Source organism: Kocuria dechangensis (genome assembly GCF_014636775.1).
Classification (GTDB): domain Bacteria; phylum Actinomycetota; class Actinomycetes; order Actinomycetales; family Micrococcaceae; genus Kocuria; species Kocuria dechangensis.
Map to the genome: position 1 here is coordinate 19,111 of NZ_BMEQ01000021.1, position 25,898 is coordinate 45,008.

Here is a 25,898-nt window from a genome sequence, read left to right on the forward strand (position 1 = left end):
ATGGGGCGGAGGTTGGCAGGCGGAGCGGCGCGCACTACCTTTGATGTGCACACCTACGCACATATGCACTGAAGGGTGGGGTCATGCTCACGGTCCTGCGGAACCGGACCTACCGGCACCTGTTCACCGCCCAGATGGTCGCCCTGCTGGGCACGGGGGTGCTCACCGTGGCCCTGGGGCTGTTGGCGTTCGACCTGGCCGGAGCCGGTGCCGGGGCGGTGCTGGGCACGGCACTGACGATCAAGATGATCGCCTACGTCGGGGTGGCCCCGGTGATCAACGCCCTGGTGGCGCGACTGCCGACCAGGCCGGTGCTGATCGGAGCCGACGCGGTGCGGGCGGGAATGGCCCTGTGCCTGCCCTTCATCACCGAGGTCTGGCAGGTCTACGCGGTGGTCTTCCTCCTCCAGACGGCCTCGGCCACGTTCACCCCGGCCTTCCAGGCGGTGATCCCGGCGGTGCTGCCGGCCGAACGGGACTACACCAGCGCGCTCTCCCTCTCCCGCCTGGCCTACGACCTGGAGGCCCTGGTGAGTCCTGCTGCCGCGGCCGTGGCGCTGAGCGTGCTGAGCTACCACGACCTGTTCCTGGGCACCGCGGCCGGCTTCGTGGCCTCGGCGCTGATGGTGGCCACCACCGCCCTGCCGGCCTCCCGCACCCCGGCCGGGGGCCAGGGCTCGGTGTGGCACCGCACCACTCTGGGGGCCCGGATCTTCTGGCGGACTCCTCGCCTGCGGTCGCTGCTGGCCCTGGACCTGGTCGTGGCCGCACCCACCGCCCTGGTGCTGGTGAACTCGGTGGTCTACGTCCGCGACGTGCTGGGCCGGCCCGGGGCGGATCTGGCCATCGCGCTGGCGGCCTACGGCGTCGGGTCCATGCTCGTGGCCCTGGCCGCCCCGAAGCTGCTCGAGCGGTCCGGCACCCGGGCGCTCATGCTCACCGGTGCCGCTCTGATCCCGCCGGTGATGGCCGCCACCACCGTGCTGTCCTACCGGGACGGTGCCGGGTGGGGGGTGCTGCTGGGGCTGTGGCTGGCGCTGGGGGCGGGGACCTCCGCCGTCCTCACCCCGTCGGCCCGGGTGCTGCGCGACGCCTCCGACGAGCACACGCGCCCCTATGTGTTCACCGCCCAGTTCTCCCTCTCCCACGCCTGCTTCATCCTCACCTACCCCGTCGCCGGGTGGATGGGGGCCCGGGCCGGGCTCGGACCGGCTGCGCTGGTCCTGACCGCCGTCGCCGCCCTGGGAGCGGTCGCGGCGGTGGTCTCCTGGCCCCGCCCCGTCGCCCCGCCGCAGACCGCAGGGGCGGTGGGGGAGGATGGTTCCCGTGAACCCGACGCCTGAGAACCCCTCCCTGGTGCACCCGGTCGCCCCGGGAGCGGAGCTGCTGGAGAGCGCCGCGGCCACGCTGCGGATGCTGGCCGAGCCCACCCGGCTGCACCTCCTGTGGCAGCTCGCCCAGGGCCCGCGCACCGTCACCGAACTGGTGGAGGCCACCGGTGCCGCCCGCACGGTCGTGAGCCAGCACCTGGCCAAGCTGCGGCTGTCCGGGCTGGTGGAGGCCCGCAAGGAGGGCCGGCACGTGATCTACTCCGTGCCCGACGGCCACCTCGTGCGCCTGGTGCGGGAGGTCGTCAACCACACCGATCACCGGCTCACCGGCGAACTCACCCACGGCTGACCACTGCGCTCGGGCCGGGGGTCAGCGCAGCACGGTGACCGTGTTGGACCGCGCCGACTCGGGGCTGCTGCCCAGCGCGTTCGTCCCGACCACCGAGAACGAGTACGAGACGCCCGCGGTCAGCCCGGTGATCCGCACGCTCGTGGCGGAGGGGGAGAGCGTCCCGCTGAAGATCCGGGTGCCGCCCCGGTGGACGTGCACGGTCTGGCCCGTCAGCGGCGAGCCGCCGTCGGCGCCCTGGGTCCATGCGACGCCGGCGGAGCGGCTGCCGGCCGTGGCCCGCACGTTCGTCGGAGCCGCGGGCACGGTGGCCACCGGCGCCGTGGCGGCGCCCGGCTCCACGTAGAGCAGGCGGTTCGGCGTGCCCGCGGTCGCTCCCGTGACGACGCCCGTCGTCGCGCTCCCGTTGACGGCGGAGGCCACCTGGGCGGGGGTGTAGCCGGGGTTCCCGGTGAGCACCAGGGCGGCCGCGCCGGCGACGTGCGGGGCCGCCATGGAGGTGCCGGACAGCGTCGTGGTCCCCGTCGTGGAGGTGTGCGCGGCCGAGGTGATGCCCACCCCGGGAGCGTAGAGGTCCACGCAGCTTCCCGTGTTGGAGAAGGACGCCTGCCGGTCGTACCGGTCTGCGGCGGCGGTGGTCAGCGCGGCCGGCGCCCGGGCGGGCGAGGCCGTGCACGCGTCGACGCTCTCGTTCCCGGCCGCGACCACGGCCGTCACCCCGTCGTCGACGACGCCCTGGACGGCGGCGTCGACCGTGGAGCTGGCGCCGCCGCCGAGGCTCAGGTTCGCCACGGCGGGGGCGCCCGCCGCGTGGTGAGCGGCCACCCAGTCCAGCCCGGCGACGACGTCGGACATGTAGCCCCCGCCCGCGCAGTCGAGGACCCGGACGGGGACGACGGTGGCGGCCTTGGCCACCCCGGAGGTGCTCCCGGCGACGGTGCCCGCCACGTGGGTGCCGTGCCCGTTGCAGTCGCCGGTGCCGTTCCCGTCGGCCACGGCGCTCCAGCCCTGGGCCACGCGCCCGCCGAAGTCGGCGTGCGAGGCCAGCACGCCGGTGTCCACCACGTAGGCGTCCACCCCGGCGCCGCCGGCCGGGGCGGTGTAGGTGCCGGACAGGGGCAGGGAGCGCTGGTCGACGCGGTCCAGGCCCCAGGGGGCGGACTGCTGGGTGTCGTAGGCCCGGACGGGGAGGTCGGGCTCGACCGCCTCGACCCGGGGCGCCCGGGCGAGGGCCTCCGCCCGTGCGGGGGTCGTGGTCACGACGAGCGCGCGCACCGCGGTGGAGAACGTGCGGCCGACGGCCCTGCCCTCGGCGCGCAGGGCGCGGGCCTGCTCCGCGACGTCGGTGCCGGGCGCGTAGCGGACCAGGTACCGGGACTGCTCCTGGCCCGTCCGGTCCCCGGGGGCGGCCGGCACGGCGGGAGCGGCGGAGGCGACGGGCGGCAGGGCGGACAGGGCCAGCGCGGACAGCGCGGTGACGGCGAGGAGGCGGGCTCGAGGACGCAAGGCGGGTCCTTCCGGGAGGGGTCGGCCGGGCCGTCGGCTTCGGCGCGGGACGCTGGAGCTCCCGGTGGGGGCCGGGCCGGCCGACCGATCACGAGGAGGGGAGGGGCGCCGGAGCGGCGCTCCCCGACGATAGGTCCCCGCGTTCGCGGAAGGGAAGGGACCTTCGTCCAGTCCGCCCGCCGAGGCCGGACCGCCGGGACGGCCGCGCACGGGCCCCGCCGCGGGACGGCGGCGGGGCCCGTGCGCGGGGCGGCCGGTCAGGAGGCGCCCAGGGCGGAGTCCAGCTCCGCCAGCCGCGCGACCTCCCCCTGCAGCTCCAGGCCGGTGCGCACGACCTCGCCGACGACGAGCACCGCGGGGGACTCGCACCCCGCGGCCGCGGCGTCGGCCACGATCGTCGACAGGCTCCCGACGGTGGTCCGCTGGGAGGCGCTGTAGCCCCGCTCCACGACCGCCACCGGCATGTCCGCGCGCATCCCGGCCCAGTGCAGGCCGGCGGTGAGCTGCGGCAGGGTGCCGACCCCCATGAGCACCACGACGGTCCCGCCGAGCCCCGCCAGGTGCCGGTGCTCCTCCTCCGTGAGCGGGGCGTGGCCGGAGACGACCGTGAACATGCGGCTCACGCCGCGGTGGGTGACGGGGATGCCCGCGGCGGCCGGGACCGAGACGGCGGAGGTGACACCGGAGACGACGCGGCACGGCACGCCCGCCGCGGCGCACGCGGCGATCTCCTCGCCGCCGCGGCCGAACACGAACGGGTCCCCGCCCTTGAGCCGCACCACGTGCTTGCCGGCCAGGGCGTGGACGACCATCAGCTCCTCGATGCCGCGCTGGCCCACGGGGTGGTGGCCCGGCCGCTTGCCGACGTCGATCAGCTCCGCCACCGGCGCGAGCCGGGGGAGCGTCTCGTGCGGGCCGAGCCGGTCGTAGAGGACCGTGTCCGCCTCCCGCAGCGCCTCGACGGCGTCCAGGGTGAGCAGGCCGACGGCGCCGGGCCCGCCGCCCACCAGGGTGACGGTGCCGCGGTGGCGCGCCGGCTCCTCCCGGGCGAAGAGCACGCCGTGCGCACGGCAGGCCCGCTCCAGGGCCGCCCAGCCGGGCCGGCCGTCGTCGACGGCGGCGACGAGGTGGACGCCCTGCAGCAGGGCCGCGGGATCCTCGCACGGCGATCCGAGGGCGCGGACGGTGGCCCCGGCGGCGCGGTAGCGGCGCACGGCGCGGTCGGCGACCGCCGCGCGGCCCGCGACCAGGACGGTCCGCCCTTTGAGGTCGATGCTCAGCTCCACGGTCAGACCTCCACGGTGTCCGCGGGTTGCGCCGCATCCGGGCGGACGGGGATCGAGGCGCCCAGCAGCACCGGGCCGGCCCCGGAGCCGGCCAGCTCGAGCTCCTCCGCGGTCGCGGGGCGGCGCTGGCCGCGCTCCTCGACCAGGACGATCGACTCGTCGGCCTCGTGCGGGGCGTTGACGAAGGAGCGGAAGCGGCGCAGCCGCTCGGGGTCCTCGAGGGTGGCGGCCCACTCGTCCTCGTAGCGGTCGACGTGGCGGGCCATGGCATCCTCCAGCTCCGCGCCGATGCCCAGGGAGTCCTCGACGACGACGGCGCGCACGTGGTCGATCCCGCCGTCGAGCTCCTCCTGCCAGCGGGCGGTGCGCTGGAGGCGGTCGGCGGTGCGGATGTAGTACATGAGGTAGCGGTCGATGTAGCGGACCAGGGTCTCGTCGTCCAGGTCCTGGGCCAGCAGCTGGGCGTGGGCCGGCTGGAAGCCGCCGTTGCCGCCCACGTACAGGTTCCAGCCCTGGTCCGTGGCGATGACGCCGACGTCCTTGCCGCGGGCCTCGGCGCACTCGCGGGCGCAGCCCGAGACGCCCATCTTGAACTTGTGCGGGGAGCGCAGGCCGCGGTAGCGCAGCTCCAGGGCGATGGCCATGCCCACCGAGTCCTGCACGCCGAAGCGGCACCACGTGGAGCCCACGCAGGACTTCACGTTGCGCAGGGCCTTGCCGTAGGCGTGGCCGGACTCGAAGCCGGCCTCCACGAGCTCGCGCCAGATCTCGGGCAGCTGCTCCAGGCGGGCCCCGAACATGTCGATGCGCAGCGCCCCCGTCAGCTTCACGTAGAGGCCGAAGTCCTCGGCGACCTTCGCGATGACGGCCAGCTTCTGCGGGGTGATCTCCCCGCCGGGGATGCGCGGGACCACGGAGTACGTGCCGTTGCGCTGCATGTTCGCCAGGGCGCGGTCGTTGGTGTCCTGCAGGCCGCCGCGGCCGGCGTCGAGCACGTACTCGTCGCGCTGGGAGGCGAGGATCGAGCCGATGGCGGGCTTGCAGATGTCGCAGCCGTGGCCCTGCCTGGCCTCGTCCGTGCCGAACCGGGCGAGGACCTCGGAGAAGGACCCGAGGTCCAGCGCCCGGACCGCCTCGAACAGCTCGGGCCGGGACAGGGGGAAGTGCTCGCAGAGGCCCTTGTCCACGGTCAGGCCCGCCTTCACGAGCTCTCCGTCGAGCAGCTTCTTGAGCATCGGGACGCAGGACCCGCACTGCGTGCCCGCCCGGGTGCAGCCCTTGAGCGTGGCGATGTCCAGCGCGGGGTCGACGGCCCCGCCGTCGGGCCCGGTGCCGTGCACCGCGGAGCGGCACGTGCCGGCGGTGACGTTGTTGCAGGAGCACAGGACGGCGTCGTCGGGCAGCTCGGTCTCCGGCGCGCTCCCGGCGCCGGCGGCGGAGAGGAACGCGCCCGGCTCGGCGGGCAGCTCCCGGCCGAGCAGGGGGCGCAGGGCCGAGTACGGGGACGCGTCGCCCACGAAGATGCCCCCGAGCAGGGTCCTGGCGTCGTCGGAGACGACCACCTTCTGGTAGACGCCGCGGGCGGGGTCGGCGTACACGACCTCCAGCGCGCCGTCGGCCTTGGCGAAGGCGTCGCCGAAGGACGCGACGTCCACGCCGGAGAGCTTGAGCTTGGTGGCCGTGTCGAAGCCCCCGAAGCGGGCGTCGCCGCCGTGCAGCCGGTCGGCGACGATCTCGGCCATGGTGTTGGCGGGGGCCACGAGGCCCAGGCACATGCCGTCGAAGGCGGCGACCTCGCCGATGGCCCAGACGTGCTCCACGTCGGTGGCGCAGCCGTCGTCGATCACGATCCCGCCGCGCGGGCCCAGCCGGAACACCGGCTCGCCGTCCGGGCCCGCGGTGTCGTTCACGGCCCGGGCGAGCTCGTCGCGCGGCCGGACGCCGATGGCGACCACCACGAGGTCCGCCTCGATGCGCCGGCCGTCGGCCATGAGGACGCCGGTCACCACCGGCTCGCCGTCGGGCCCGGTCCCGGTCAGGACCTCCTGGGGGAAGACGCCGCCGTGCACGGTCAGGCCCTTGTCCGCCACGAGCCGGCCCATGGCCTGCCCGGCCCCCTCGTCCAGCTGGGTGCTCATCAGCCAGGGGGCGCCGTCGATCACGAGCGGCTCGGCGCCGAGCTGCTGCAGGCCGGCCGCCGCCTCCAGGCCGAGCAGGCCGCCGCCGATGGTGACGGCGTCGACCGTGCGGCCCAGCTTCTCGGTCAGCGCCGCGACCTCGCGGTGGAGGAACCACACGTCCTCGAGCGTGCGGTAGACGTAGGTGTGCTCGTTGCCGGGGATCGGCAGCCGGGCGGCGTTGGAGCCGGTGGCCAGCACGAGCTCGTCGTAGGGGTGGCGGTCCCCGGTCGCGGTGACGACCTCGCGGGCCGCGAGGTCGAGGTCCACGGCGCGGGCGCCGGTGACGAGGGTGACCGCGTCGTGGTCCCACAGCGAGCGCTCGCCGAGGGTGAGGTCCACCTCCGGCTCGGTCAGCGCCCGGCTCAGCGCCACGCGGTCGTAGGGCAGGTGCGCCTCCTCGGTCAGGACGGTGATCGAGGTGCCCGCCGTCTCGCGGGAGCACATCGACTCGACGAACCGGTGCGCGGCCGGGCCGCCGCCGACCACGACGATCCGGCGCGGGCCGTCCGCGCCGCTCCGGGCGCTGCTGGTGGGGTGAACAGTGGTCATGGCGCTGCCTTTCCTGCCGGGGAAGGGGTCCCGAAGAAGTCCGTGACTCCACGCTATGAAGCGGTCGTTTCGCGGTCGCGTCCCCCTCGTGACGGGGGTGCAACCTCGGGATCACCCGCGGCCCGGGCCCCTGTCAGGCCTTCTTCACATCCCCGCAACATCCGGGGCCGTGCGGGTCCGCCGCCGCTCTCCGGGCGCCCCCGATCGGCATCGGGGGGACTGCCTGTGGCCGCTCTCCCGGGACGGGCGTAGAGTCGGAGACGACCTGACGACAGTCGGTCGGGACGGCGACACAAGGAGTTCACCGTGGACCTGAACAGTTTCCTCCGGAAGGCCACCGGGACGTCCCGCGGGGGGACCCGCCGCGGAACCGGGGGCACGGGAGCACGCGGGGCCGGGAGGGCCGGACGGCCCACCACAGGGGGCTTCGGCGGCAAGCTGCGCAGCTTCCTCAACAAGCGGCGGTAGCCGCGTCCGCGGCGCCGGAGGCGCAGTCCTCCCCGCGCCGCGCGGATCCTTCTCGGGGGCCGCGGGGGACGCCACGGTCGGCGTCCCCCGGGGCCCCCGCCGTCCGCACGGGGGCCGCGGGACCGGCATGGAGCGGGACCGGCATAGAGTATGACGAGCAACCCGCACCGCCTGCCAGGGAGCCCCGCCATGCGCGCCATCATGACCGTCACCAGTCTCGACCACGTCGGGATCTTCGCCGCCGTGACCACGAAGCTCGCCGAGCTGGGCGTCAACATCCTCGACGTCTCCCAGACGCTCATGGACGAGTACTTCACCGCGATCTTCCTCGTCGACCTCGGCGGCTCGGAGCGCAGCATCCAGGAGGTCCGCGAGGCGGTGCGGGAGGTCGAGCAGCGGGAGCGGCTGAGCATCCAGCTGCAGTCGGAGGAGATCTTCAAGGCCATGCACACCATCTGACCGGGCCGGCAGCACCCCGTCCCCCGACCCGAAAGACCCCGTGGACCGCACCGACAGCATTCTCGAGACCCTCCGGATGATCGAGGAGGAGAAGCTCGACATCCGCACCGTCACCATGGGCATCTCCCTGCTCGACTGCGCCGACCAGGACGGCGAGCGGGCCCGGCGGAAGATCTACGACAAGATCGTCCGCCACGCCGCCCGGCTCGTGGAGGTCGCCGACGGGATCCAGGCGGAGCTCGGCATCCCCATCGTCAACAAGCGCCTGTCGGTCACCCCGATCGCCCTCGTGGCGGGGGCCAGCGGCGACGCCGACCACGTGGCGTTCGCCCGCACGCTCGACGCCGCGGCCGCCGCCGTGGGCGTGAACTTCATCGGCGGCTTCTCCGCGCTGGTCTCCAAGGGCGCGACGCCGGGGGAGCGGACCCTCATCGACTCGATCCCGGAGGCCCTGGCGACCACGGAGACCGTCTGCGCGTCCGTGGACGTCGGCTCCACCCGGGCCGGGATCAACATGGACGCGGTCGCCCGGATGGGCGAGGTGGTCCGGGAGACCGCCGACCTCACGGCGGACCGGCACGGCTTCGGCTGCGCCAAGCTCGTGGTCTTCGCCAACGCGGTCTCCGACAACCCCTTCATGGCCGGCGCGTTCCACGGGGTGGAGGAGCCCGACGTCGAGGTGCACGTGGGGATCTCCGGGCCGGGCGTGGTCAAGCGCGCCCTCGAGGGCGTGCGCAGCGCCCCCCTGGACGTGGTCGCCGAGACCGTGAAGAAGGCGGCGTTCAAGATCACCCGAGCCGGCCAGCTCGTCGGCCGGCTCGCCGCGCAGCGCCTCGGGGTGCCGTTCGGCATCGTGGACCTCTCCCTCGCGCCCACCGCCGAGGTGGGGGACTCGGTGGCCAGGATCCTCGAGGAGATGGGCGTGGAGCGGATCGGCGGGCACGGGACGACGGCGGCGCTCGCGGTGCTCAACGACGCCGTGAAGAAGGGCGGCCTCATGGCGTGCAGCCACGTCGGCGGGCTGTCGGGCTCCTTCATCCCGGTCTCCGAGGACATCGGGATGATCGAGGCCGTCCAGCTGGGCGCGATCTCGCTCGACAAGCTCGAGGCCATGACCGCGATCTGCTCCGTGGGCCTCGACATGGTCGCGGTCCCCGGGGACACCCCGGCCCCGATCCTGGCCGCGATGATCGCGGACGAGGCCGCGATCGGCGTGATGAACTCCAAGACCACCGCGGTCCGGGTCATCCCGGCCGTGGGCCTCGGGGTGGGGGAGACCCTCGAGTTCGGCGGGCTGCTCGGCCGGGCCCCGGTGCTGCCGGTCAACCGGTTCGGCGGCACCGCGTTCGTCTCCCGCGGCGGCCGCGTCCCCGCCCCCGTCCACTCCTTCAAGAACTGAGCCGCTCCTTCGAGAACCGACCCGCCCGTGAACCGACCCGCCCGAGAACCGATCCGCCCGAGAACCGATCCGCCGCGCGCCGCCCGGCCCCCATCCCGCGAACTCCCCCAGAACTGAGGCCCCGGTGACCGTCCCGTCCACCTCTTCCGTCCCCTCCGCCTCGTCCGCGGCCGCCCCCGGCGGCCGGCGGCGCTCGGCGCCCCTGACCGTCCTCGTCTGGCTGCTGCTCGCCGGGGCGCTGGTGCGCTGCGTGTGGCTGGCGCTCGACGGCAGCATCGACCTGGACGTCTACCGCCTGGGCGGGATGGCCGTGGTGGACCGCCACGGCTTCACCGACGAGCTCTACGGCCCCGGGCTGAGCCTCCACGACGACGGCGGCCTGCCGTTCACCTATCCGCCCTTCGCGGCACTGCTGTTCGTGCCGCTGGCCTACGTGCCGGAGTGGTTCTCGGAGCTCGCGCTCCTGCTCGCGACGATCGGCACCGCCGTCCTGCTCTCCCACGTCCTGCCCCGCTACGCGGCCGACCGGGGGCGGCCGCTGCCGCTGCTGTCCCGGCTGGACCCCGTGACCGCGGTGGCCGCCGGAACCGCGATCCTGCTGTGGTCGGGGCCGTGGATGCGCAACGTGGGGCTGGGACAGATCAACGCGTTCATCCTGGTGCTCGTGCTCTACGACCTCCTGCGCCGCCGCGACGACAGCCTGCTGGGGCGGGTCCCGCGCGGGTTCTGGATCGGTCTGGCCGCCGGGATCAAGCTGACCCCGCTCGCGTTCGGGCTCGTGTTCCTGATGCGCGGGCAGCTGAGGCCCATCCTCACCATGGGCCTCACCTTCGCCGCGACCGTGCTGATCGGCTTCATGGTGATGCCCCGGGACGCGCTCGTGTTCTGGACCGACGCCGTGGTCAGCGACGAGCGCGTGGGCAACACCGCGTACGTGGACAACACCTCGCTGCAGGGGGTGCTCCTGCACCTCGGAGTGCCCGCGGACGTCGAGCCCCTGCTGCGCTGGGCGCTGATCCTCGCCATGGTCGTGGGCACGGCCCTCCTGATCCGGGTCCTGGCCGCCCGCGCGATGACCCTCTCGGTCGTGGCCGTCAGCGCCCTGGTCATGCTGTTCATGTCCCCGGTGACGTGGTCCCACCACCACCTGTGGTGGCCCGTCGTGCTCACGGCCCTGTGGGTGGAGGCGGGGCCGGCGTTCCTGCGGGGGGCCGCGCGCACGCCCGCCCTCGTGCTGGGCGCCGTCGCCCTCGTGGGCCTGTACGTCGGGCCGATCCGCTGGGACGCCTGGCTGGGCGGGGCCGGGGTGCCGGGGCCGGTGGTCGACGTCGTGGCGGCCCTGCCCTACCTGGCCCTGTTCCTGCTCCTGGGGCTGTGGACGGTCGCCGGCCTGCGCGCCCGGGAGGCGGACGGCGCCCGCCGTGGCTGAGCGCGACTGGTCCGGGTACGGCCGCGGCAGCAGCGGCTACCGCCGCGTCCTGCTGGCCCTGCTGTGCGCCGGGGTGGCCACCTTCGCCCAGCTCTACTCCGTCCAGGGTGTCCTACCCCTGCTCGCCGAGGACATGGGGATCGACGCCGCACAGGCCTCCCTGGGCGTGTCCGCGGCGACCCTGGGGCTGGCCGTGGCGGTGCTGCCGTGGTCGGTGGTCTCCGACCGCTGGGGCCGGCTGCGGACCATGGTCGTGGCGGTCGTCGCGGCCACGGTCCTGGGCCTGGTCATGCCGCTGGCCCCGAGCTTCGAGGCCGTCGTGGTGCTGCGCTTCGTGGAGGGCGCGGCCCTGGGCGGGATCCCCGCCGTGGCCATGGCCTACCTCGCGGAGGAGGTCGACCGGAAGCACGCCGCCGTCGCCGCCGGCACCTACGTGGCGGGCACGAGCCTCGGTGGCCTGGCCGGGCGCATCGTGGCGGCGCCCGTGGGCGACGCCTTCGGCTGGCGCACGGGGACGATCACGGTCAGCGTGCTCGCCGCGCTCGCGGCCGTCGCGTTCGTGCTCATCGCTCCCCGGCAGCGCGGGTTCGTGGCCCAGACGGTGCGGCTCGCCGGCCCCGGCGGCCTGGCCGGCCGGCTGCGCGCGAACCTCGCCGACCCCGGCCTCGTCGTGCTCTACCTGCAGGGCTTCCTGCTCATGGGCGGGTTCGTGGCGATCTACAACTACCTGGGCTTCCACCTGGGCGGCGAGCGGTTCGGCGTGTCCCAGACCGTGGTGAGCCTGCTCTTCCTGGCGTACCTGTCCGGGACGTGGTCCTCGGGCACCGCGGGGCGGGTCGCCGTCGCGCGCGGCCGCCGCACGGTGCTCGCCGCCAGCGGGCTGCTCATGCTCGCGGGCCTGCTCGTCACCCTGGTCCCGTCCCTGCCCGTCGTCGTGGGCGGGCTGCTCCTGTTCACGGCCGGGTTCTTCGCCGCGCACGCGGTGGCCTCCGGGTGGGTGCCGGTGCGCTCGCGCACGGGCAAGGCGCAGGCGTCCTCCCTCTACACCCTCTTCTACTACGGGGGCTCGTCGGTGCTCGGCTGGGCGGGCGGGGTCTTCTACACGGGGACCGGCTGGACGGGGACGGTCGGCTTCGTGGCGGGCCTCGTCGTCGTCGCCGTCCTGCTCGTCCTCCTCGTCCTGCGCGACCCCGCGCCGGCGCGCTGAGGTCCGGGCCGCTCAGTCCTCGGTGCCGCCCCAGCGCAGGGGCAGGACCTCGAACGCGGACGCGAGCGGGACGCCGGCCCGCTCGCCGGTGGCCAGGGCGCTGTCCCGCAGGAAGGCGTCGGGGTCGAAGTCCGCCCAGCCCAGCCCCTCCAGGTAGGCGTGGTGGGCGCGCAGGGACGCCACGCCGGCGTCGAACGTGTCCGTCACGTCCACCGCGTGCCGGGAGTCCGGTGAGGCGGCCGCCCACACGGCGACGACGTCGGGCCACGGCGCCAGCCCGGCCTCGACCTGCTCGGGGAAGATCCACCGGTTGCCGGCGTCCCGGGCGGCGTCCAGGGTCGCGCGGCCCACGGCGATGTGGTCCGCCTGGTTCAGGTTCGTCGCGTTGTCCCAGGTGTCGCGGAAGTTGTTGGTGATCACCACGTCCGGCCGGTGCCGGCGGACCACCTCGGCGATCCGCCGCCGCAGCGCGATCCCGTACTCGAGGACGCCGTCCGGCAGGCGGAGGAACTCGACCTGGTCCACGCCCACGATCCGGCACGACTCCCGCTGCTCGTCCTCCCGCAGCGGCCCGCTGCGCTGGGGCTCCATCCCGTCGATGCCGGCCTCCCCGCTCGTCACGAGGCAGTAGACGACCTCCTTGCCCTGGCCCGTCCAGCGGGCCACGGCCGCGGCGGCGCCGAACTCCATGTCGTCGGGGTGGGCGACGACGACCAGGGCGCGCTGCCAGGTCTCGTCGAGGGGAAGGAGCGGGGTCTCGGCCATGTCACCCATCATGGTCGGCGACGGCCTCCACGGGCAACGGTCCGGTCCGCGCCCCGCCCGGCGGCTCGCTCCGCGGGCCGGGCACCGGGCCGGCCTCCGCCCCGGTCCCGCGGCGCCGGTCGCGGAGCCCGCCCAGCACCTGCCACAGGGCGTAGCCGGTCAGGGCCCCGGCGGCCAGCACGATCCCGCCGCGCTTCTGCCCGGCGTCCAGGAGGTTCGCGGCGTAGCCGGCCCACGGGACGTGGTACCGCACGACGCCCCGCAGCTGGGTGGCGGTGAGGACCTCCTCGTCCGGGGCCGCGTTGGCGTCGCCCCGCGTGGTGAAGCTCAGCCTCCCCTCCCCGTCGTGGGCGACCTGCACGATCCGGTGCGTCACCAGGGTGGCGTCGTCGGGGCGGGGCATGAAGGTCACCACGTCCCCCACGCCCAGCCGGGCGGCGTCCTCCTCGCCCTCGAGGGGCTCGACGACGACCTGGCTGCCGGTCGGGACGGCCGGCTCCATCGAGCCGGAGAGCACCGTCAGCGGGACCCAGCCCAGTACGAGGGGGACGATCACGACGGCCAGCAGCACGGCCGAGACCACGGCCAGCAGGGCGACGAGCAGGCCGTGGCCGGCGCGGCGGGCCGCGGCCGTCACGGCCGCACCGCCTGGCACTCCAGCTTCTTGCTGTTGCCGGGGGACACGAGGGTCCACACCGGCAGCCCGGGCCCGGGCGCCGTGGTCTCCTGCGCCGTGCCCTCCTGCGCCTGGTGCGGGCGCACGGTGAACTCGTAGGGCACGTTCTTCGAGGGCCCGCCGTCGGTCTCCGGCACGTCGAGGTGGGTCAGCCGCGCCTCGGGCGCCGCCCCGACCTCGACAAGGCGCAGGGACGTCCACTCCCCGCCCGTCCCGGGCCGGCGCAGCACCTCCCAGCGGGTCGCGGCCGGATCCGTGCCGCCGGCCCAGGACCAGCTCAGCACGGCGTCCTTCCCGTCCGCGGTGCACCGACCCGCCGGGGCGGGCGCCGTCGTCGGCTCCTCGGCGGGCTGCTCCTCCGCGGGGGGTGCGTCCACGACGTAGCGCGCCGTCCACGAGCTGTCCGTCCGGGACCAGGAGCCCCCGCCGGCGGGAACCGCCTCCAGGGTGGTCACGACGTCGAACTGCCGCCCGTGCAGGGCCCGCAGGGCCTCGTCCTGCCCGGCGGCCGGGGCCACGGCGAGGCAGAGGGTCTCGGCGGCGCCCTCCGGCAGCGGTTCGCGGGAGTCGCCGGCCGGGTCGACCGGGCCGCCGGCCGTGGCGGTCCACCGGCCGGCGGCGCCGGAGCACTCCGTGGCACCCGGGTGGTAGGAGAAGGCCGGGCCGGTGGCGAGGAGGGCCGCCAGGTGCTCGGCGGTGGTCCCGGTGCCGGCGGGCCGGACCTCTGCCAGGGCCGGCCGGTACGCGAGGCCGAAGCCCGACGAGTTCGTGAGGGTGGCGACGTCGTCCCCGCCCGTCACGCCGAAGCGGATCTCGGCCATGGTCAGGCCGGGCACGTCCACGCGGTCCTGGGACACCCACGCCGCCCTCGTGGCCCCGGCGGGGGTCGCGAGGACGATCAGGACGAGCACGGCGAGGACGACGAGCACGAAGATCGTGGGGGTGCGGTACTGGCGCATGGGGGCTCCTCGTGGCATCAGTTCTGGGCGAGCGTGACGGTCAGCGGGACGGGATCGACCGACGTGCCCTCGGCGAGGGCCCCGGCGGGGACGTGGTAGGTGACCGTGACGTCGTAGGAGGCGCCGTGGTGGGCCGCCGTGACCGTCCGGGTGTTCTCGGCACCGGTCCCGCCGAGGGGCGGCGCGCCGTCGACCGGGTCGATGCGGACGTGGGGGACGAGCGGGGAGCCGTCGGGCAGGCCCGGGTCCACGGTGAGCGTCGCGGTGAGGTTCGTGCCCCGGGCCTCGATCGCCATCCGGGTCGTGACGGCGAGGGTGTCCCCCTCCAGCACGCCGGGGACCGTCGCCGACCCCGTGACGTCCTCCGGGGCCGTGGCCCCCGCGTCCGTGCCCGCGTCCGTTCCCGGGGCGGTGTGCCGGAGCGCGGCCGTCGCCGGTCCCAGACGCACGCCGAGGGCGCCGGTGCTGATCGCCGGGGCCCCGAGCGCGGCCTCGTCGGACCAGCGGGCCGCGGTGCCGAGCCCGCTGCCGAGCAGGGCCACGGCCACGAGGGAGGCCGCGGAGGCGCGCAGCAGGGCTGCGGGCCGCGAGGGGGAGGGGGCAGTCATGGGGAGCCTCTGGGGGTGGGGCGGAGGAACGAGGGGTGGGGCCCCGGTGCGACGACGGCGGCGTCGCGGCACCGGGGCCCCGGGCGGCCGGACCCGGGGCCCGGGGCCCGGCACGGTCACACGTTCTGCGCGAGGGTGAGCTTGATCGCGCCGAGGTCCACGGAGTCGTTCTGGCCCGCCCGGCCGTCGGCGGGCACGTCGGCCGGCCAGTCGATGGTGACCGTGACCGTGACGGGCGCCCCGTTGTCGTTGCGGTTCCCGCCCGCCTCGCCGACGACGGTCCAGCCCCCGGCCGCGCTGGTGTCCTGGAGGCCGTCGACGTCCACGGCGTAGACGAGGTCGTCGGCCAGCCCGGGGTCCACGGTCGCGAGGCTGATCCCGGAGGGGTCCAGCGCCAGCTGGGCGGTCAGGCTGTCGCCGACGGCGTTGACCCGGGTCTGCGAGACGAAGGTGACGGTGTCGCCGGGGACCATCCTGAACGCGTCCACGTCGATCGGCTGCCCGTCCACGAACCACCCGGACGAGAGGTGGTCGAGGGACAGCTCGCCGCTGCTCAGGACGTCGCCGGAGGCGACGGTCTGCTCGTCGTACCACTTCGAGAAGGTGCCGCCACCGGCGGCGAGGAGGCCCACGGCGACGACGCCGGCGAGGGCGGCCTTGCCGGCGCGGCGGTGCCGGCCGCCCCGCGGGGCGGAGGTGGGCAGGGGGTGCTGGGGTGCGGTGTGCATGGTGCTGCCTTTGCGGGAGAGGGCGTGCGGGAGAGAGGGAGGCTGCGCAGGGTCGGTGCGCGCGTCGTGCCGGGGCGTTCGGGGCGGTGCACGCGTGAGCGCCGGGGCCGTTCCTCCTCCGGATCCGATGCGGATCAGAGCCGGATCCGGAGGAGGAACGGTCGGCGCGAGCTCCGCACCGGGGTGCGCGGGCCCGCGTGCCAGCGGGTGATCGCCGGCAGGGCCTCGACCGGAGGTCCTGCCGGCGTGATCCCTTGACATGTCAACCCTAGACAAAAGTCCATGCATCCGAATAGGAAGATCCTGTCCCCACTTTGCCTGACGTTACTTACCAGTAACGTCCCCCGTTCGGCCCCGTGCCGCGGCGGAGCCTAGGCTTTCCGGGGAGGGACTCCGCCCGCGGGAGGCCCGGACCGGAGGACGACCATGACCCGAGCATCCCAGCGCCGCCGCGTGCACCGGTACACGGCCGAGGGCCCTGCGACGGGCCGCGCCGACACCCTGGCAGGGGAGGAGCCCCTCGAGATCCGGCTCGACGGCCGCCCGTTCACCGTCACCATGCGCACCCCCGGCAACGACTTCGACCTCGTGGCCGGCTTCCTCGTCTCCGAGGGCGTGGTGCGCTCCATGGCGGAGATCGTGCAGATGGACTACCGCAGCGGCATCGGCCCCGACGGGCAGCGGACCTACAACGTGGTCGAGGTCCGGCTCGCGCCGGGGGTCGCCCTGCCGGACACCTCCATGGAGCGGCACGTGTACACGTCGTCGTCGTGCGGGGTGTGCGGCACGGCGTCCATCGAGGCGGTCACCAAGGTCTCCGCCCACGACCCCGCCGAGGACCCCGTCGCCCTGCCCGTCCCGGCGCTCCTCGCGCTGCCGGACCAGCTGCGCACGGGGCAGAAGCTGTTCTCCACCACCGGCGGGGTCCACGCCGCCGGGCTCTTCCGGTTCCCCGCCGCCCCGTCGCACGACGACGACGCCCCTGCCGCGCCCGAGCTGCTGTGCGTGCGCGAGGACGTCGGCCGGCACAACGCCGTGGACAAGGTGGTGGGCTGGGCCCTGCGCGAGGGCCTGCTGCCCCTGCGCTCCACCGTGCTGCAGGTCTCCGGCCGGGCCTCCTTCGAGCTCGTGCAGAAGGCGTACATGGCGGGCGTGCCGGCCCTCGCGGCGGTCTCGGCGCCCTCGGCGCTGGCCGTGGACCTCGCCGACCGGGCGGGCGTCACCCTGCTCGGCTTCAGCCGCGGCAGCTCGTTCAACGCGTACGCGCACCAGGAGCGCATCACCCCCTGATCCCGCCCCGCCGCCCCGCCGCTCCGCCCCTGCGCCGAGTCCCCACCTCCGCGGCTCCGTCGCTGCGCCGAGTCCCCTCCTCCGCCGCCGAGTCCCCAGAGTGTGCGCATTTCCCCAGGCAGGCACGTGGGGAAATGCGCACACTCTGGGGACTCGGCGGGGTTGGGGGTGGTGGTGTGGGGGCTCGGCGGGGCAGGGGCCGGGCGGCCGGGGGGAGCAGCCGGCGCTGAATAGGATGGACGCCATGAAGCCCTTCCTCCTGCTGGCCACCCGCGCCGAGAACGACGTGGCGGACGAGGAGTACGAGACCATCTGCCGCTTCAGCGGGCTGGAGGAGAGCAGGCTCCACAGGGTCCGGCTGGAGCTCGCCCCGATGCCCCCGATCGACCTCGAGCGCTACTCCGGGGTGATCATCGGGGGGTCCCCGTTCAACTCCTCCGATCCCCCGGAGCTGAAGACCGAGGTGCAGCGGCGGGCGGAGACCGAGATGCGGGACCTGCTCGACGAGGTCGTGGCCCGGGACTTCCCCTTCCTCGGGGCGTGCTACGGGGTGGGGACGCTGGGCACCCACCAGGGCGGCGTCGTCGACCGCACGTTCGGGGAGGACATCGGGGTGATCGAGGTCGCCCTCACGGAGGAGGGCCGCCGCGACCCCCTGCTGCGGGAGCTGCCGGCGACGTTCCACGGCTTCGTGGGCCACAAGGAGGGCACCCGCCGGCTCGCGCCCACGGCGGTGCTGCTCGCGAGCGGCGCCGCCTGCCCCGTGCAGATGTTCCGGGTCAAACAGAACCTCTACGCGACCCAGTTCCACCCCGAACTGGACGGCCCGGCGCTGCTCAACAGGATCGAGGCGTACAAGTCCCACGGGTACTTCCCGCCGGGGGACGCCGAGCGCGTCAAGGACCGGATCCGCACCGGCCCGCGCGTGACCGAGCCGGAGAAGATCCTCGCCGCGTTCGTGGACCGCTACGCCCGCTGAGCCGCGCGCCGCGGGTGCTTCCCGCCTCCCGTCCCACCGGGCGGATAGCGTTGGGGCATGACCACGCGTGCCGCTCCCTGGGGCTCGGTCCCCGCCGCCGACGACGCCCGCCGCGACGGCGGCGTCCGTCTCCTGCCCTACCACCGGCTGGGGCACGCCGACCCCGAGCACCGCTGGTGGAAGCCGCTCGTGGAGCTCGTGATTCTCGTCGCCTCCTACCTGGTGCTGACCGTGCTCTTCGCCGTGCTGTGGGCCCTGGGGCTCATGGTCCAGCGCGGGCCGGACGCCGTGGACGAGGCATTCCTCGACCCCGCCACCCTGGACGTCATGGACCCGGCGATCTTCTTCATGCTGTTCTTCTCGGTCGTCCTGATGATCCCCGCGATGGTCCTCGCCCGGGTGGTCATGGGTCCCCGACCCGTGGGACTCCTGCTGTCCGTGACCGGGCGGCTGCGCTGGGGCTTCCTGGGCCGCTCCCTGGCGGTGGGCCTGGCCATCTACGCGATCGGCTACGGCGCGGTCAGCCTCTTCGAGCTCACCGTGCTCGGCTCGATCAGCACCCCTCGGCCGATCGACGGGTTCTGGCTCATCCTCGCGATGGTCGTGCTCGTGGTCCCGCTGCAGTGCGCGGCGGAGGAGCTCGTGTTCCGCGGCTACCTGCTGCAGACCGTGGGGCGGTGGGTGCGCCGGCCCGTCTTCGCGATCCTGCTCCCCGTGCCCCTGTTCACCCTGGCCCACCTGTACGACGTCTGGGGGCTGCTCTCCGTCGCCGTCATGGCGGTCGTCGCGGGGTACCTGTGCTGGCGCACCGGCGGGCTCGAGGCGGCCATCGGCCTGCACGTGGCCAACAACGTCATGGTCACGCTGCTCGCCGCCATCGGCTGGGCCGACCCCAACGCCACCGAGTCCTCGTGGGTCGCCGTGGCGCTCACCGTCCTGTTCGACGGCGTGTACGCGCTGATCATGGTCCGCCTCGCCAAGAAGCACGGCCTCGAGGTGACCCGCACGGTCCGCCCCCCGCGGCAGCCGGTGCCGTGGCCCGGCGGTCACCACGGCCCGGGCGGCCACGGCGGCTACGCACCGGTTCCCGGGGGCCACGGCTACGGCGGCTACGGCACGGGCCCCGGGGGCTACGGCTACGGCACGGGCCCCGGGGGCTACGGCCCGGCCGGCTACGGGCCCGCCGGCCAGGGCCGCGGAGCTCCCAGCGCCCGGCGGCCGGCCCCCGGGCCCGCCCCGGAGCGCCTTCCGTAGACTGGCGCCATGGACTCCCGCCCCAGCGACCCCGCCGCCGACCCCCTGTCCGCCGTGGAGGACCTCGGCCGGTTCGTCACGGCCTCGCCCAGCTCGTACCACGCCGCGCACGCCGCCGCCGCGCGGCTCGAGGAGGCGGGCTTCGTCCGCCTGGACGAGCTGGCGGCGTGGGGGGAGCAGGACGTCCGCGGCCGGCGCTTCGTGGTCCGGGACGGGGCGCTCATCGCCTGGACCACCCCGGCGGGGACCCCGCGGGCGGCCGGCTTCCGGATCCTGGGGGCCCACACAGACTCGCCCGGCTTCAAGCTCAAGCCCCGCCCCACCACCACCGTGCGGACCTGGCACCAGGCCGGGGTGGAGGTCTACGGCGGGCCCCTGCTCAACTCCTGGCTCGACCGGGAGCTGCGGATGGCTGGGCGGCTCGTGCTGCGCGGCGACGACGGAGCGCCCGTCGAGCGGCTGACCGCCACCGGGCCCGTGGCCCGCATCCCCCAGCTCGCGATCCACCTGGACCGCGACGCCAACAAGGGCCAGGCCCTGGACCGGCAGCAGCACGTGCAGCCGGTGTGGGGCGTCGGCCGGGCGGAGGACGCGGACGTCCTCGCGCTGCTGGCCGAGCACGCGGAGGGCGGGCCGGTGGACCCGGCGCGGATCGTCGGCTACGACGTCGTGCTCGCCGACACCCAGCCGCCCGCCGTGTTCGGCCGGGACGGGAAGCTGTTCGCCTCCGGCCGGCTGGACAACCTCTCCTCCGTGCACACGGGGCTGGCCGCGCTGGTCCGCGAGGCCGCTGCGGTCGAGGAGGGCGGGCACGTCGCCGTGCTCGCCGCGTTCGACCATGAGGAGATCGGCTCCCGCACCCGGTCGGGCGCGGCCGGGCCGTTCCTCGAGGACGTGCTCGTGCGGATCGACGAGGCGCTGGGCCGCACGGGGGCGGAGCACCGCCGGGCCCTGGCGGACTCGGTCTGCCTGTCCGCCGACGCCGGGCACCTGGTCCACCCCAACTACCAGGGCCACCACGACCCCGTGAACACGCCGGTGCCGGGAGCGGGGCCGCTGCTGAAGATCAATGCCGACCAGCACTACGCCACGGACGCCGTGGGCGCGGGGCTCTGGGCCGCGGCCTGCGAGCGCGCCGGGGTCGGCTACCAGGAGTTCGTCTCCAACAACCGGATCCCCTGCGGGTCCACGATCGGGCCGATCACCGCCGCCCGGCTGGGCATCCGCACGGTCGACGTCGGGATCGGGCTGCTGTCGATGCACTCGGCCCGGGAGCTGTGCCACGTGGACGACGTCGCCGCGCTGGGCGCCGTCGCCGGGGCGTTCTTCACGGGCTGACCGCGCCGCGCGCCGGAACGCCGCCGGAGACACCGAAGGGGCGCCCCCGGGCGGAACGCGGCGTTGCGTTCCGCCCGGAGGCGCCCCCTGGTGTCAGGAGCCGCAGGAGCGGCCGGGGCTCAGTTCGCGGCGACGCCGGCGGCGACCCGCTCGGCCGGGAACTGCGGCATGGCGATGTCGGCCATGCGGGCGAGCACCCGCACCACCTGGCAGGAGTAGCCGAACTCGTTGTCGTACCAGACGTAGAGCACCAGCGAGCTGCCGTTGACGATGGTCGCGAGACCATCCACGACGCCCGCGCGGCGGGAGCCCACGAAGTCGGTGGAGACCACCTCGGGGGAGTCGGTGTAGTCGATCTGCTTGCGCAGGGACGAGTTCAGCGAGACGTCGCGCAGGTACTGGTTGACGGCGTCCTTGGACTCCGGGGCCTCGTCGAGCTGGAGGTTGAGGATGGCCATGGACACGTCCGGGGTGGGGACGCGGATGGCGTTGCCGGTGAGCTTCCCGGCCATCTCGGGCAGGGCCTTGGCCACGGCCTTGGCGGCGCCGGTCTCGGTGATGACCATGTTCAGGGCGGCGGAGCGGCCGCGGCGGTCGCCCTTGTGCCAGTTGTCGATGAGGTTCTGGTCGTTGGTGTAGGAGTGCACCGTCTCGACGTGGCCCTGCCGGATGCCGTACTTGTCGTTGAGCACCTTCACGACCGGGGTGATCGCGTTGGTGGTGCAGGACGCGGCGGAGAGGATGGTGTCCTCCGGGACGATGGAGTCGTCGTTGACGCCGCACACGATGTTCTTCATGTCGCCCTTGCCCGGCGCCGTGAGCAGGACCTTCGCCACGCCCTTGGCCTGCAGGTGCTTGGACAGGCCCGCCTCGTCGCGCCACACGCCGGTGTTGTCCACGACGATGGCGTTGTCGATCCCGTAGGCGGTGTAGTCGATCTCGGAGGGGTCGTTCGCGTAGATGAACTTGATGGCCACACCGTTGGCGGTGATGACGTTGTTCTCCTCGTCGACGTGGATCGTGCCGTCGAACTTGCCGTGCACGGAGTCGCGGCGCAGCAGGGAGGCGCGCTTGACCAGGTCGTTGCCCGGCTTCTTGCGCACGACGACGGCGCGCAGGTTCAGGCCGGTGCCGTCGTTGCGGTTGACGAGGATGCGCGCCAGCAGGCGGCCGATGCGCCCGAAGCCGTAGAGGACGACGTCCTGGGCCTCGGCGAAGTTCTGCTCCTTGCGGTCCACGACCGGGGCGAGCTCCTCGCGCAGGAACGCGTCGAGGTCCTCGGAGGACTCCTGGGCGAGCTTGTTGAGCTTGGCGAGGTCGACCGCGCAGGTGCCGAGGTTCAGCCTCGTCAGCGCCTCCAGGAGGCGGGTGGTGTCCTCCAGGGGCAGCTCGACGCCGTCGATGCGGCGGGCGAAGCGGTGCGCCTTGATGATCTGCGTGACGGACTTGTGCACCAGGGACCGGCCGTAGACGGTGGGGACGACCTTGTTCTCGCGGTGCAGGCGGCCGACCAGGGGAACCATGGCCTCGGCGAGGGCCTCACGGGAGGCCCAGCTTTCAGGAGTGCTCAAGGAATGACTCTCTTCCTCGGCCGGGGGAACGTCATCGTGTCCGGCCGTGACGTGCCGCGCCTCGTCGCGCGGATTCGGAACGCGCGCGCCACTGTTGTGGCCCACGCGGGGTGCCGTCGACCATTCTAGGCGTACGGGCGGTCCCGGCGCGGGTCCTGTGACGCGCCGGGAACACGGGGCCCGGCCGGGGCCGGGTGCTACCGTGAGGGCATGCTGACGGTGATCGGTGAGGCCCTCGTCGACGTGGTCTCCAAACAGGGCCAGGAGCCCCGGGCGCACGCCGGGGGGAGCCCCATGAACGTGGCCGTGGGCCTTGCCCGTCTCGGGCACCAGGTGCAGTTCCTCGGCCGCTACGGGGAGGACGAGCACGGCGCCCGCGTCGAGGCGCACCTGCGGGACAACGGCGTCCTCCTGCCCTTCGACGCCGACACCCGCCCCACCTCGGTGGCCGAGGCCGTGATCGGCGCGGACGGCGCCGCGACCTACGACTTCCAGCTCGACTGGTCCCTCGACCTCACGGACGACCAGCTCGCCCAGCTCCTGGCCGGGACCGAGCTGCTGCACGTGGGCTCGATCGGCGCGATGCTCGAGCCCGGCGCCTCGAAGGTGCTGCAGGCGGTCGAGCAGGCCCACCGCACCGCCCTGATCTCCTACGACCCCAACTGCCGGCCGTCGATCATCCCGGACTCCTCCGCGGCCCGTGCCCGGGCCGAGCGGATCGTGGGCATGGCGGACGTCGTCAAGGCCTCCGACGAGGACCTCCTGTGGCTCTACCCGAACCGGAGCATCGAGGAGAGCGCCGCGGCGTGGCTCAAGGCCGGAGCGGGCATCGTCGTCGTCACCCGCGGGGCCCTGGGCCCCTGGGCGCGCACCCGGGCGACCGGCCCGCGCGGCGTCGAGGTCCCGGCCGCCCGCACCACGGTGGTCGACACCGTGGGCGCCGGCGACTCCTTCATGGCCGCGATGCTCGGCTGGTTCGTCGACCACGGCTACACCGGTGCGAGCGCCCGGGAGCGCGTGGACAACCTCGACGGGACCCAGGTGGGGGACCTGCTGCGCTACGCCGCCGGCGCCGCCGGGGTCACCGTGTCCCGCGCCGGCGCCGACCTGCCCCGCAAGGACGAGCTGCCCGCGGGCTGAGCCCGCGTCCCACGGAAGTCCCGCAACCCCCACGGAAGGAGAGCCCCGTGCTCGACCGCGAACCCTACGCAGACCTCCCCGACCTGCCCACCTTCGAGCTCACCTCGGAGGACATCACCGAGGGCGAGCCGCTGGGCAGGGACCAGTGCTCCGGCATCATGGGCGCCGGCGGCCTGGACGTCTCCCCGCAGCTGAGCTGGTCCGGGGCGCCCGAGGGGACCAAGAGCTACGTGGTCACGATGTTCGACCCGGACGCGCCCACCCCCAGCGGCTTCTGGCACTGGTGCCTGTCCAACATCCCCGCCGACGTCACGTCCCTCGAGCGCGGCGCCGCGTCGAACCCGCCGGCGGGGGCCGTCAAACACCGCAACGACGGCGGCACCGACGAGTTCATCGGGGCCGCCCCGCCCCCCGGCCACGGCGCGCACCGCTACATCGTGTGCGTGACCGCGGTGGGCGAGGAGACGGTCGACGTCGACGAGAGCGCGAGCCCCGCGGCCGTGAACTTCCAGCTCTTCAGCCACGGGATCGCCCGCGCCTGCCTGACCGCCACCTACGAGAGGTGATCTCCCCTCCGTGAGCACGACCCTGGGGCTCCCCGGCGACGGGGAGCCCGTCAAGCTGATCGCCAGCGACCTGGACGGCACCGTCCTGGGGCACGACTTCCGGTTCCGCCCGCGCACCGTCGACGCGATCCGCGCCGCCCAGGACCGGGGCATCCACGTGGTCTTCGTGACGGGCCGGCCCATGCGCTGGCTCGACCCGCTGCGGGACCAGCTGGGCCACGAGGGCGTGGTGATCTGCTCCAACGGGGCGGTGGTCTACGACCTCGCCGCGGACGTGGTCGTGGAGTCGAGCCTGTTCCCGGCCCGGGACGCGTTCGCGATCATGGACGAGGTGGCGGCCCGGCACCCCGGCACCCTGTTCGCCGCGGAGACCCTCGAGGGCGTCTTCGTGGACCGCGGGTGGTCGCGGACCGACCGGATGGAGGTCGGCGCCCCGCGGGTGGGGCCCCTGCGGGAGCGCCTGCCGGGACAGTCGGGGCTGGTGAAGTTCCTCGCCAAGCTCGACGCCGCCGACCCCCACGACTACTTCCGCTCCCTCACCGCCCTCGTGGCCGGGCGGCTGTCCGTCACGCACTCCGTGGCGGCCGCCCCGCTCGTGGAGATGGGCCAGAGGGGGCTCACCAAGGCCCGCACGCTCGAGCAGTACGCCGCCGAGCGCGGGATCGGCCCGCACCAGGTGTTGGCGTTCGGGGACATGCCCAACGACCTCGAGATGCTCACGTGGGCCGCGCACGGCTTCGCCATGGCGGACGGGCACCCCGCGGTGGTCGAGGCGGTCGGCCGCACGGCCCCGCCGTTCGAGGAGGACGGGGTGGCCCAGGTGATCGAGGCGCTCCTGCGCCGCGGCTGACCTGGAGCGTCACGCGGCCAGGGGATCTACCCCTGAGTAACCCGGCGGGGCACAATGAAGGCGTGACCGCCTCCGAGAACCGACCCGAGACCCCGCCCGAGCCCGAGAAGCCGGCCGAGCCCGAGCCCGAGACCGTGCCCGAGACCGTGCCCGAGACCGTGGCCGAGACCGTGGCCGAGACGCCCGTGGCCCTCGCCCACCGCGGCTTCTGCCGCGACGGCGCGGAGAACACCCTCGACGCCTTCCGCGCCGCGCGCGACCTCGGCTACGAGTGGATCGAGACGGACGTGAACACCACGCGCGACGGCGTGGTCCTCTCCTTCCACGACGGGACGCTCGACCGCGTCACCGACGCCTCGGGGTCGGTCTCCGAGCTGACCTGGTCGGAGATCTGCCACGAGCGGGTCGCCGGGGCGGGCGGGATCCCGCGGCTGGCCGACCTGCTCACGGAGTTCCCGGAGCTGAAGTTCAACATCGACGTCAAGGACGAGGCCTCCGTGGCGGCCCTCCCGGACCTGCTGCACGAGCACGCGGCCGCGCACCGGGTCCGGGTGACGTCCTTCTCCGAGAGCCGCCGCCGACGCACCCTGCGTCGGCTGCGCGAGCTCACCGGGGCGCCGGTGCCCACCTCCTGCGGGAAGGAGGGCATGCGGCTGCTGCTGGTCTGCTCGTGGCTGGGCGGGCCCAGCTGGCGGCTCGTGCGGCGGGTCGCCGGCCGGTGGATCGAGCCGTTCGACACCGTGCAGATCCCCCGGCGCTACCGCGTGCGGGGCGGTCTGGAGGTCGAGCTCGTGACCCGGCGCTTCCTCGACTTCGCGCACCGCCACGGCATCGCCGTGCACGTGTGGACCGTCAACGAGACGGAGGAGATGGCGGAGCTGCTGGAGCTAGGGGTGGACGGCATCGTCACCGACCGCGCCGACCGCCTCGCCGAGCTGCTGGCCCGCCGGGGGCAGTGGCCGCCGGGCGTGTGAGCCATGACACGGCGGCCGTCCCCGTGGCAGGGTGGGT

24 protein-coding genes are annotated in these 25,898 nt (G+C 74.5%); 15 read left to right on the plus strand and 9 right to left on the minus strand.

The window, feature by feature from the left end; translation table 11 throughout:
* Positions 1-83: 83 nt before the first annotated feature.
* Positions 84-1,343, plus strand: a complete 1,260-nt coding sequence (locus tag IEW07_RS15675; RefSeq protein WP_188538925.1) for an MFS transporter — start codon at positions 84-86, stop codon at positions 1,341-1,343.
* Positions 1,318-1,680 carry an ArsR/SmtB family transcription factor gene (locus IEW07_RS15680; protein ID WP_188538927.1) on the plus strand — a complete coding sequence of 121 codons (363 nt, stop codon included), beginning with the start codon at positions 1,318-1,320 and terminating at the stop codon, positions 1,678-1,680. Before IEW07_RS15675 ends, IEW07_RS15680 begins: the two co-directional genes overlap by 26 nt.
* 21 nt (positions 1,681-1,701) lie before the next feature.
* Here IEW07_RS15680 and IEW07_RS15685 read toward each other — a convergent pair whose 3' ends face one another.
* The 3 genes from IEW07_RS15685 to nirB all read right to left on the minus strand — a co-directional run bounded on the left by IEW07_RS15685 (position 1,702) and on the right by nirB (position 7,201).
* On the minus strand, positions 1,702-3,186 hold the full coding sequence (locus tag IEW07_RS15685) for a S8 family serine peptidase (RefSeq protein WP_188538929.1): 1,485 nt from the start codon (positions 3,184-3,186) through the stop codon (positions 1,702-1,704).
* A 257-nt stretch (positions 3,187-3,443) separates the two neighbouring features.
* A complete protein-coding gene (gene cobA / locus IEW07_RS15690; protein ID WP_188538932.1) occupies positions 3,444-4,472 on the minus strand; it encodes a uroporphyrinogen-III C-methyltransferase in 1,029 nt (342 codons plus the stop codon).
* 2 nt (positions 4,473-4,474) lie between these two features.
* The gene (gene nirB / locus IEW07_RS15695) at positions 4,475-7,201 is read right to left on the minus strand and encodes a nitrite reductase large subunit NirB (protein WP_188538933.1); all 2,727 of its coding nucleotides are present in this window, start codon (positions 7,199-7,201) and stop codon (positions 4,475-4,477) included.
* A gap of 306 nt (positions 7,202-7,507) precedes the next feature.
* On the opposite strand from nirB, the gene IEW07_RS15700 reads away from it, so the two are divergent.
* The 5 genes from IEW07_RS15700 to IEW07_RS15720 all read left to right on the plus strand — a co-directional run bounded on the left by IEW07_RS15700 (position 7,508) and on the right by IEW07_RS15720 (position 12,163).
* A complete protein-coding gene (locus IEW07_RS15700) occupies positions 7,508-7,669 on the plus strand; it encodes a hypothetical protein (RefSeq protein ID WP_188538935.1) in 162 nt (53 codons plus the stop codon).
* A gap of 189 nt (positions 7,670-7,858) precedes the next feature.
* Positions 7,859-8,128 (plus strand): ACT domain-containing protein, encoded by a 270-nt coding sequence (locus IEW07_RS15705; protein WP_188538937.1) that lies wholly within the window; start codon positions 7,859-7,861, stop codon positions 8,126-8,128.
* A 40-nt stretch (positions 8,129-8,168) separates the two neighbouring features.
* Entirely contained in the window at positions 8,169-9,527 is a 1,359-nt protein-coding gene (locus IEW07_RS15710) for a PFL family protein (protein ID WP_229741900.1), read from the plus strand.
* A 124-nt stretch (positions 9,528-9,651) separates the two neighbouring features.
* Positions 9,652-10,956 (plus strand): glycosyltransferase 87 family protein, encoded by a 1,305-nt coding sequence (locus IEW07_RS15715; RefSeq protein WP_188538939.1) that lies wholly within the window; start codon positions 9,652-9,654, stop codon positions 10,954-10,956.
* On the plus strand, positions 10,949-12,163 hold the full coding sequence (locus IEW07_RS15720; RefSeq protein ID WP_188538941.1) for an MFS transporter: 1,215 nt from the start codon (positions 10,949-10,951) through the stop codon (positions 12,161-12,163). The genes IEW07_RS15715 and IEW07_RS15720 overlap by 8 nt, the downstream gene beginning before the upstream one ends.
* 12 nt (positions 12,164-12,175) lie before the next feature.
* Here the strand turns inward: IEW07_RS15720 and IEW07_RS15725 are convergent, their stop codons facing one another.
* The 5 genes from IEW07_RS15725 to IEW07_RS15745 form a co-directional block, all read right to left on the minus strand.
* Positions 12,176-12,928: a PIG-L deacetylase family protein gene (locus IEW07_RS15725; RefSeq protein WP_188538943.1), complete on the minus strand. Its 753-nt coding sequence runs from the start codon at positions 12,926-12,928 to the stop codon at positions 12,176-12,178.
* A 1-nt stretch (position 12,929) separates the two neighbouring features.
* Positions 12,930-13,583 carry a signal peptidase I gene (locus IEW07_RS15730; RefSeq protein WP_188538945.1) on the minus strand — a complete coding sequence of 218 codons (654 nt, stop codon included), beginning with the start codon at positions 13,581-13,583 and terminating at the stop codon, positions 12,930-12,932.
* Complete coding sequence (locus IEW07_RS15735; RefSeq protein ID WP_188538947.1) at positions 13,562-14,563, minus strand: hypothetical protein; 1,002 nt, start codon at positions 14,561-14,563, stop codon at positions 13,562-13,564. The genes IEW07_RS15730 and IEW07_RS15735 overlap by 22 nt, the downstream gene beginning before the upstream one ends.
* Positions 14,564-14,580: 17 nt before the next feature.
* Positions 14,581-15,171, minus strand: a complete 591-nt coding sequence (locus IEW07_RS15740) for a hypothetical protein (protein ID WP_188538949.1) — start codon at positions 15,169-15,171, stop codon at positions 14,581-14,583.
* A 116-nt stretch (positions 15,172-15,287) separates the two neighbouring features.
* Positions 15,288-15,899 (minus strand): alternate-type signal peptide domain-containing protein, encoded by a 612-nt coding sequence (locus tag IEW07_RS15745; RefSeq protein ID WP_188538950.1) that lies wholly within the window; start codon positions 15,897-15,899, stop codon positions 15,288-15,290.
* A 426-nt stretch (positions 15,900-16,325) separates the two neighbouring features.
* On the opposite strand from IEW07_RS15745, the gene fdhD reads away from it, so the two are divergent.
* From fdhD to IEW07_RS15765, 4 genes are all read left to right on the plus strand, one after another.
* On the plus strand, positions 16,326-17,189 hold the full coding sequence (gene fdhD, locus IEW07_RS15750; RefSeq protein WP_188538952.1) for a formate dehydrogenase accessory sulfurtransferase FdhD: 864 nt from the start codon (positions 16,326-16,328) through the stop codon (positions 17,187-17,189).
* 244 nt (positions 17,190-17,433) lie between these two features.
* The gene (locus IEW07_RS15755; protein WP_188538954.1) at positions 17,434-18,168 is read left to right on the plus strand and encodes a glutamine amidotransferase; all 735 of its coding nucleotides are present in this window, start codon (positions 17,434-17,436) and stop codon (positions 18,166-18,168) included.
* 57 nt (positions 18,169-18,225) lie between these two features.
* A complete protein-coding gene (locus IEW07_RS15760; RefSeq protein WP_188538956.1) occupies positions 18,226-19,422 on the plus strand; it encodes a CPBP family intramembrane glutamic endopeptidase in 1,197 nt (398 codons plus the stop codon).
* A gap of 9 nt (positions 19,423-19,431) precedes the next feature.
* Positions 19,432-20,760, plus strand: a complete 1,329-nt coding sequence (locus IEW07_RS15765) for a M18 family aminopeptidase (RefSeq protein WP_188538958.1) — start codon at positions 19,432-19,434, stop codon at positions 20,758-20,760.
* Positions 20,761-20,879: 119 nt separating this feature from the next.
* Here IEW07_RS15765 and IEW07_RS15770 read toward each other — a convergent pair whose 3' ends face one another.
* A complete protein-coding gene (locus tag IEW07_RS15770) occupies positions 20,880-22,331 on the minus strand; it encodes a glyceraldehyde-3-phosphate dehydrogenase (protein WP_188538960.1) in 1,452 nt (483 codons plus the stop codon).
* A gap of 210 nt (positions 22,332-22,541) precedes the next feature.
* On the opposite strand from IEW07_RS15770, the gene IEW07_RS15775 reads away from it, so the two are divergent.
* The 4 genes from IEW07_RS15775 to IEW07_RS15790 all read left to right on the plus strand — a co-directional run bounded on the left by IEW07_RS15775 (position 22,542) and on the right by IEW07_RS15790 (position 25,861).
* Complete coding sequence (locus tag IEW07_RS15775; protein ID WP_188538962.1) at positions 22,542-23,471, plus strand: carbohydrate kinase family protein; 930 nt, start codon at positions 22,542-22,544, stop codon at positions 23,469-23,471.
* Positions 23,472-23,518: 47 nt separating this feature from the next.
* Positions 23,519-24,037, plus strand: coding sequence for a YbhB/YbcL family Raf kinase inhibitor-like protein (locus IEW07_RS15780; protein WP_188538963.1), 519 nt, complete (start codon positions 23,519-23,521; stop codon positions 24,035-24,037).
* Between the two features lie 10 nt (positions 24,038-24,047).
* Entirely contained in the window at positions 24,048-24,887 is an 840-nt protein-coding gene (locus IEW07_RS15785; protein ID WP_229741901.1) for an HAD family hydrolase, read from the plus strand.
* 62 nt (positions 24,888-24,949) lie between these two features.
* A complete protein-coding gene (locus tag IEW07_RS15790) occupies positions 24,950-25,861 on the plus strand; it encodes a glycerophosphodiester phosphodiesterase family protein (protein ID WP_229741902.1) in 912 nt (303 codons plus the stop codon).
* The last annotated feature ends 37 nt before the right edge of the window (positions 25,862-25,898 follow it).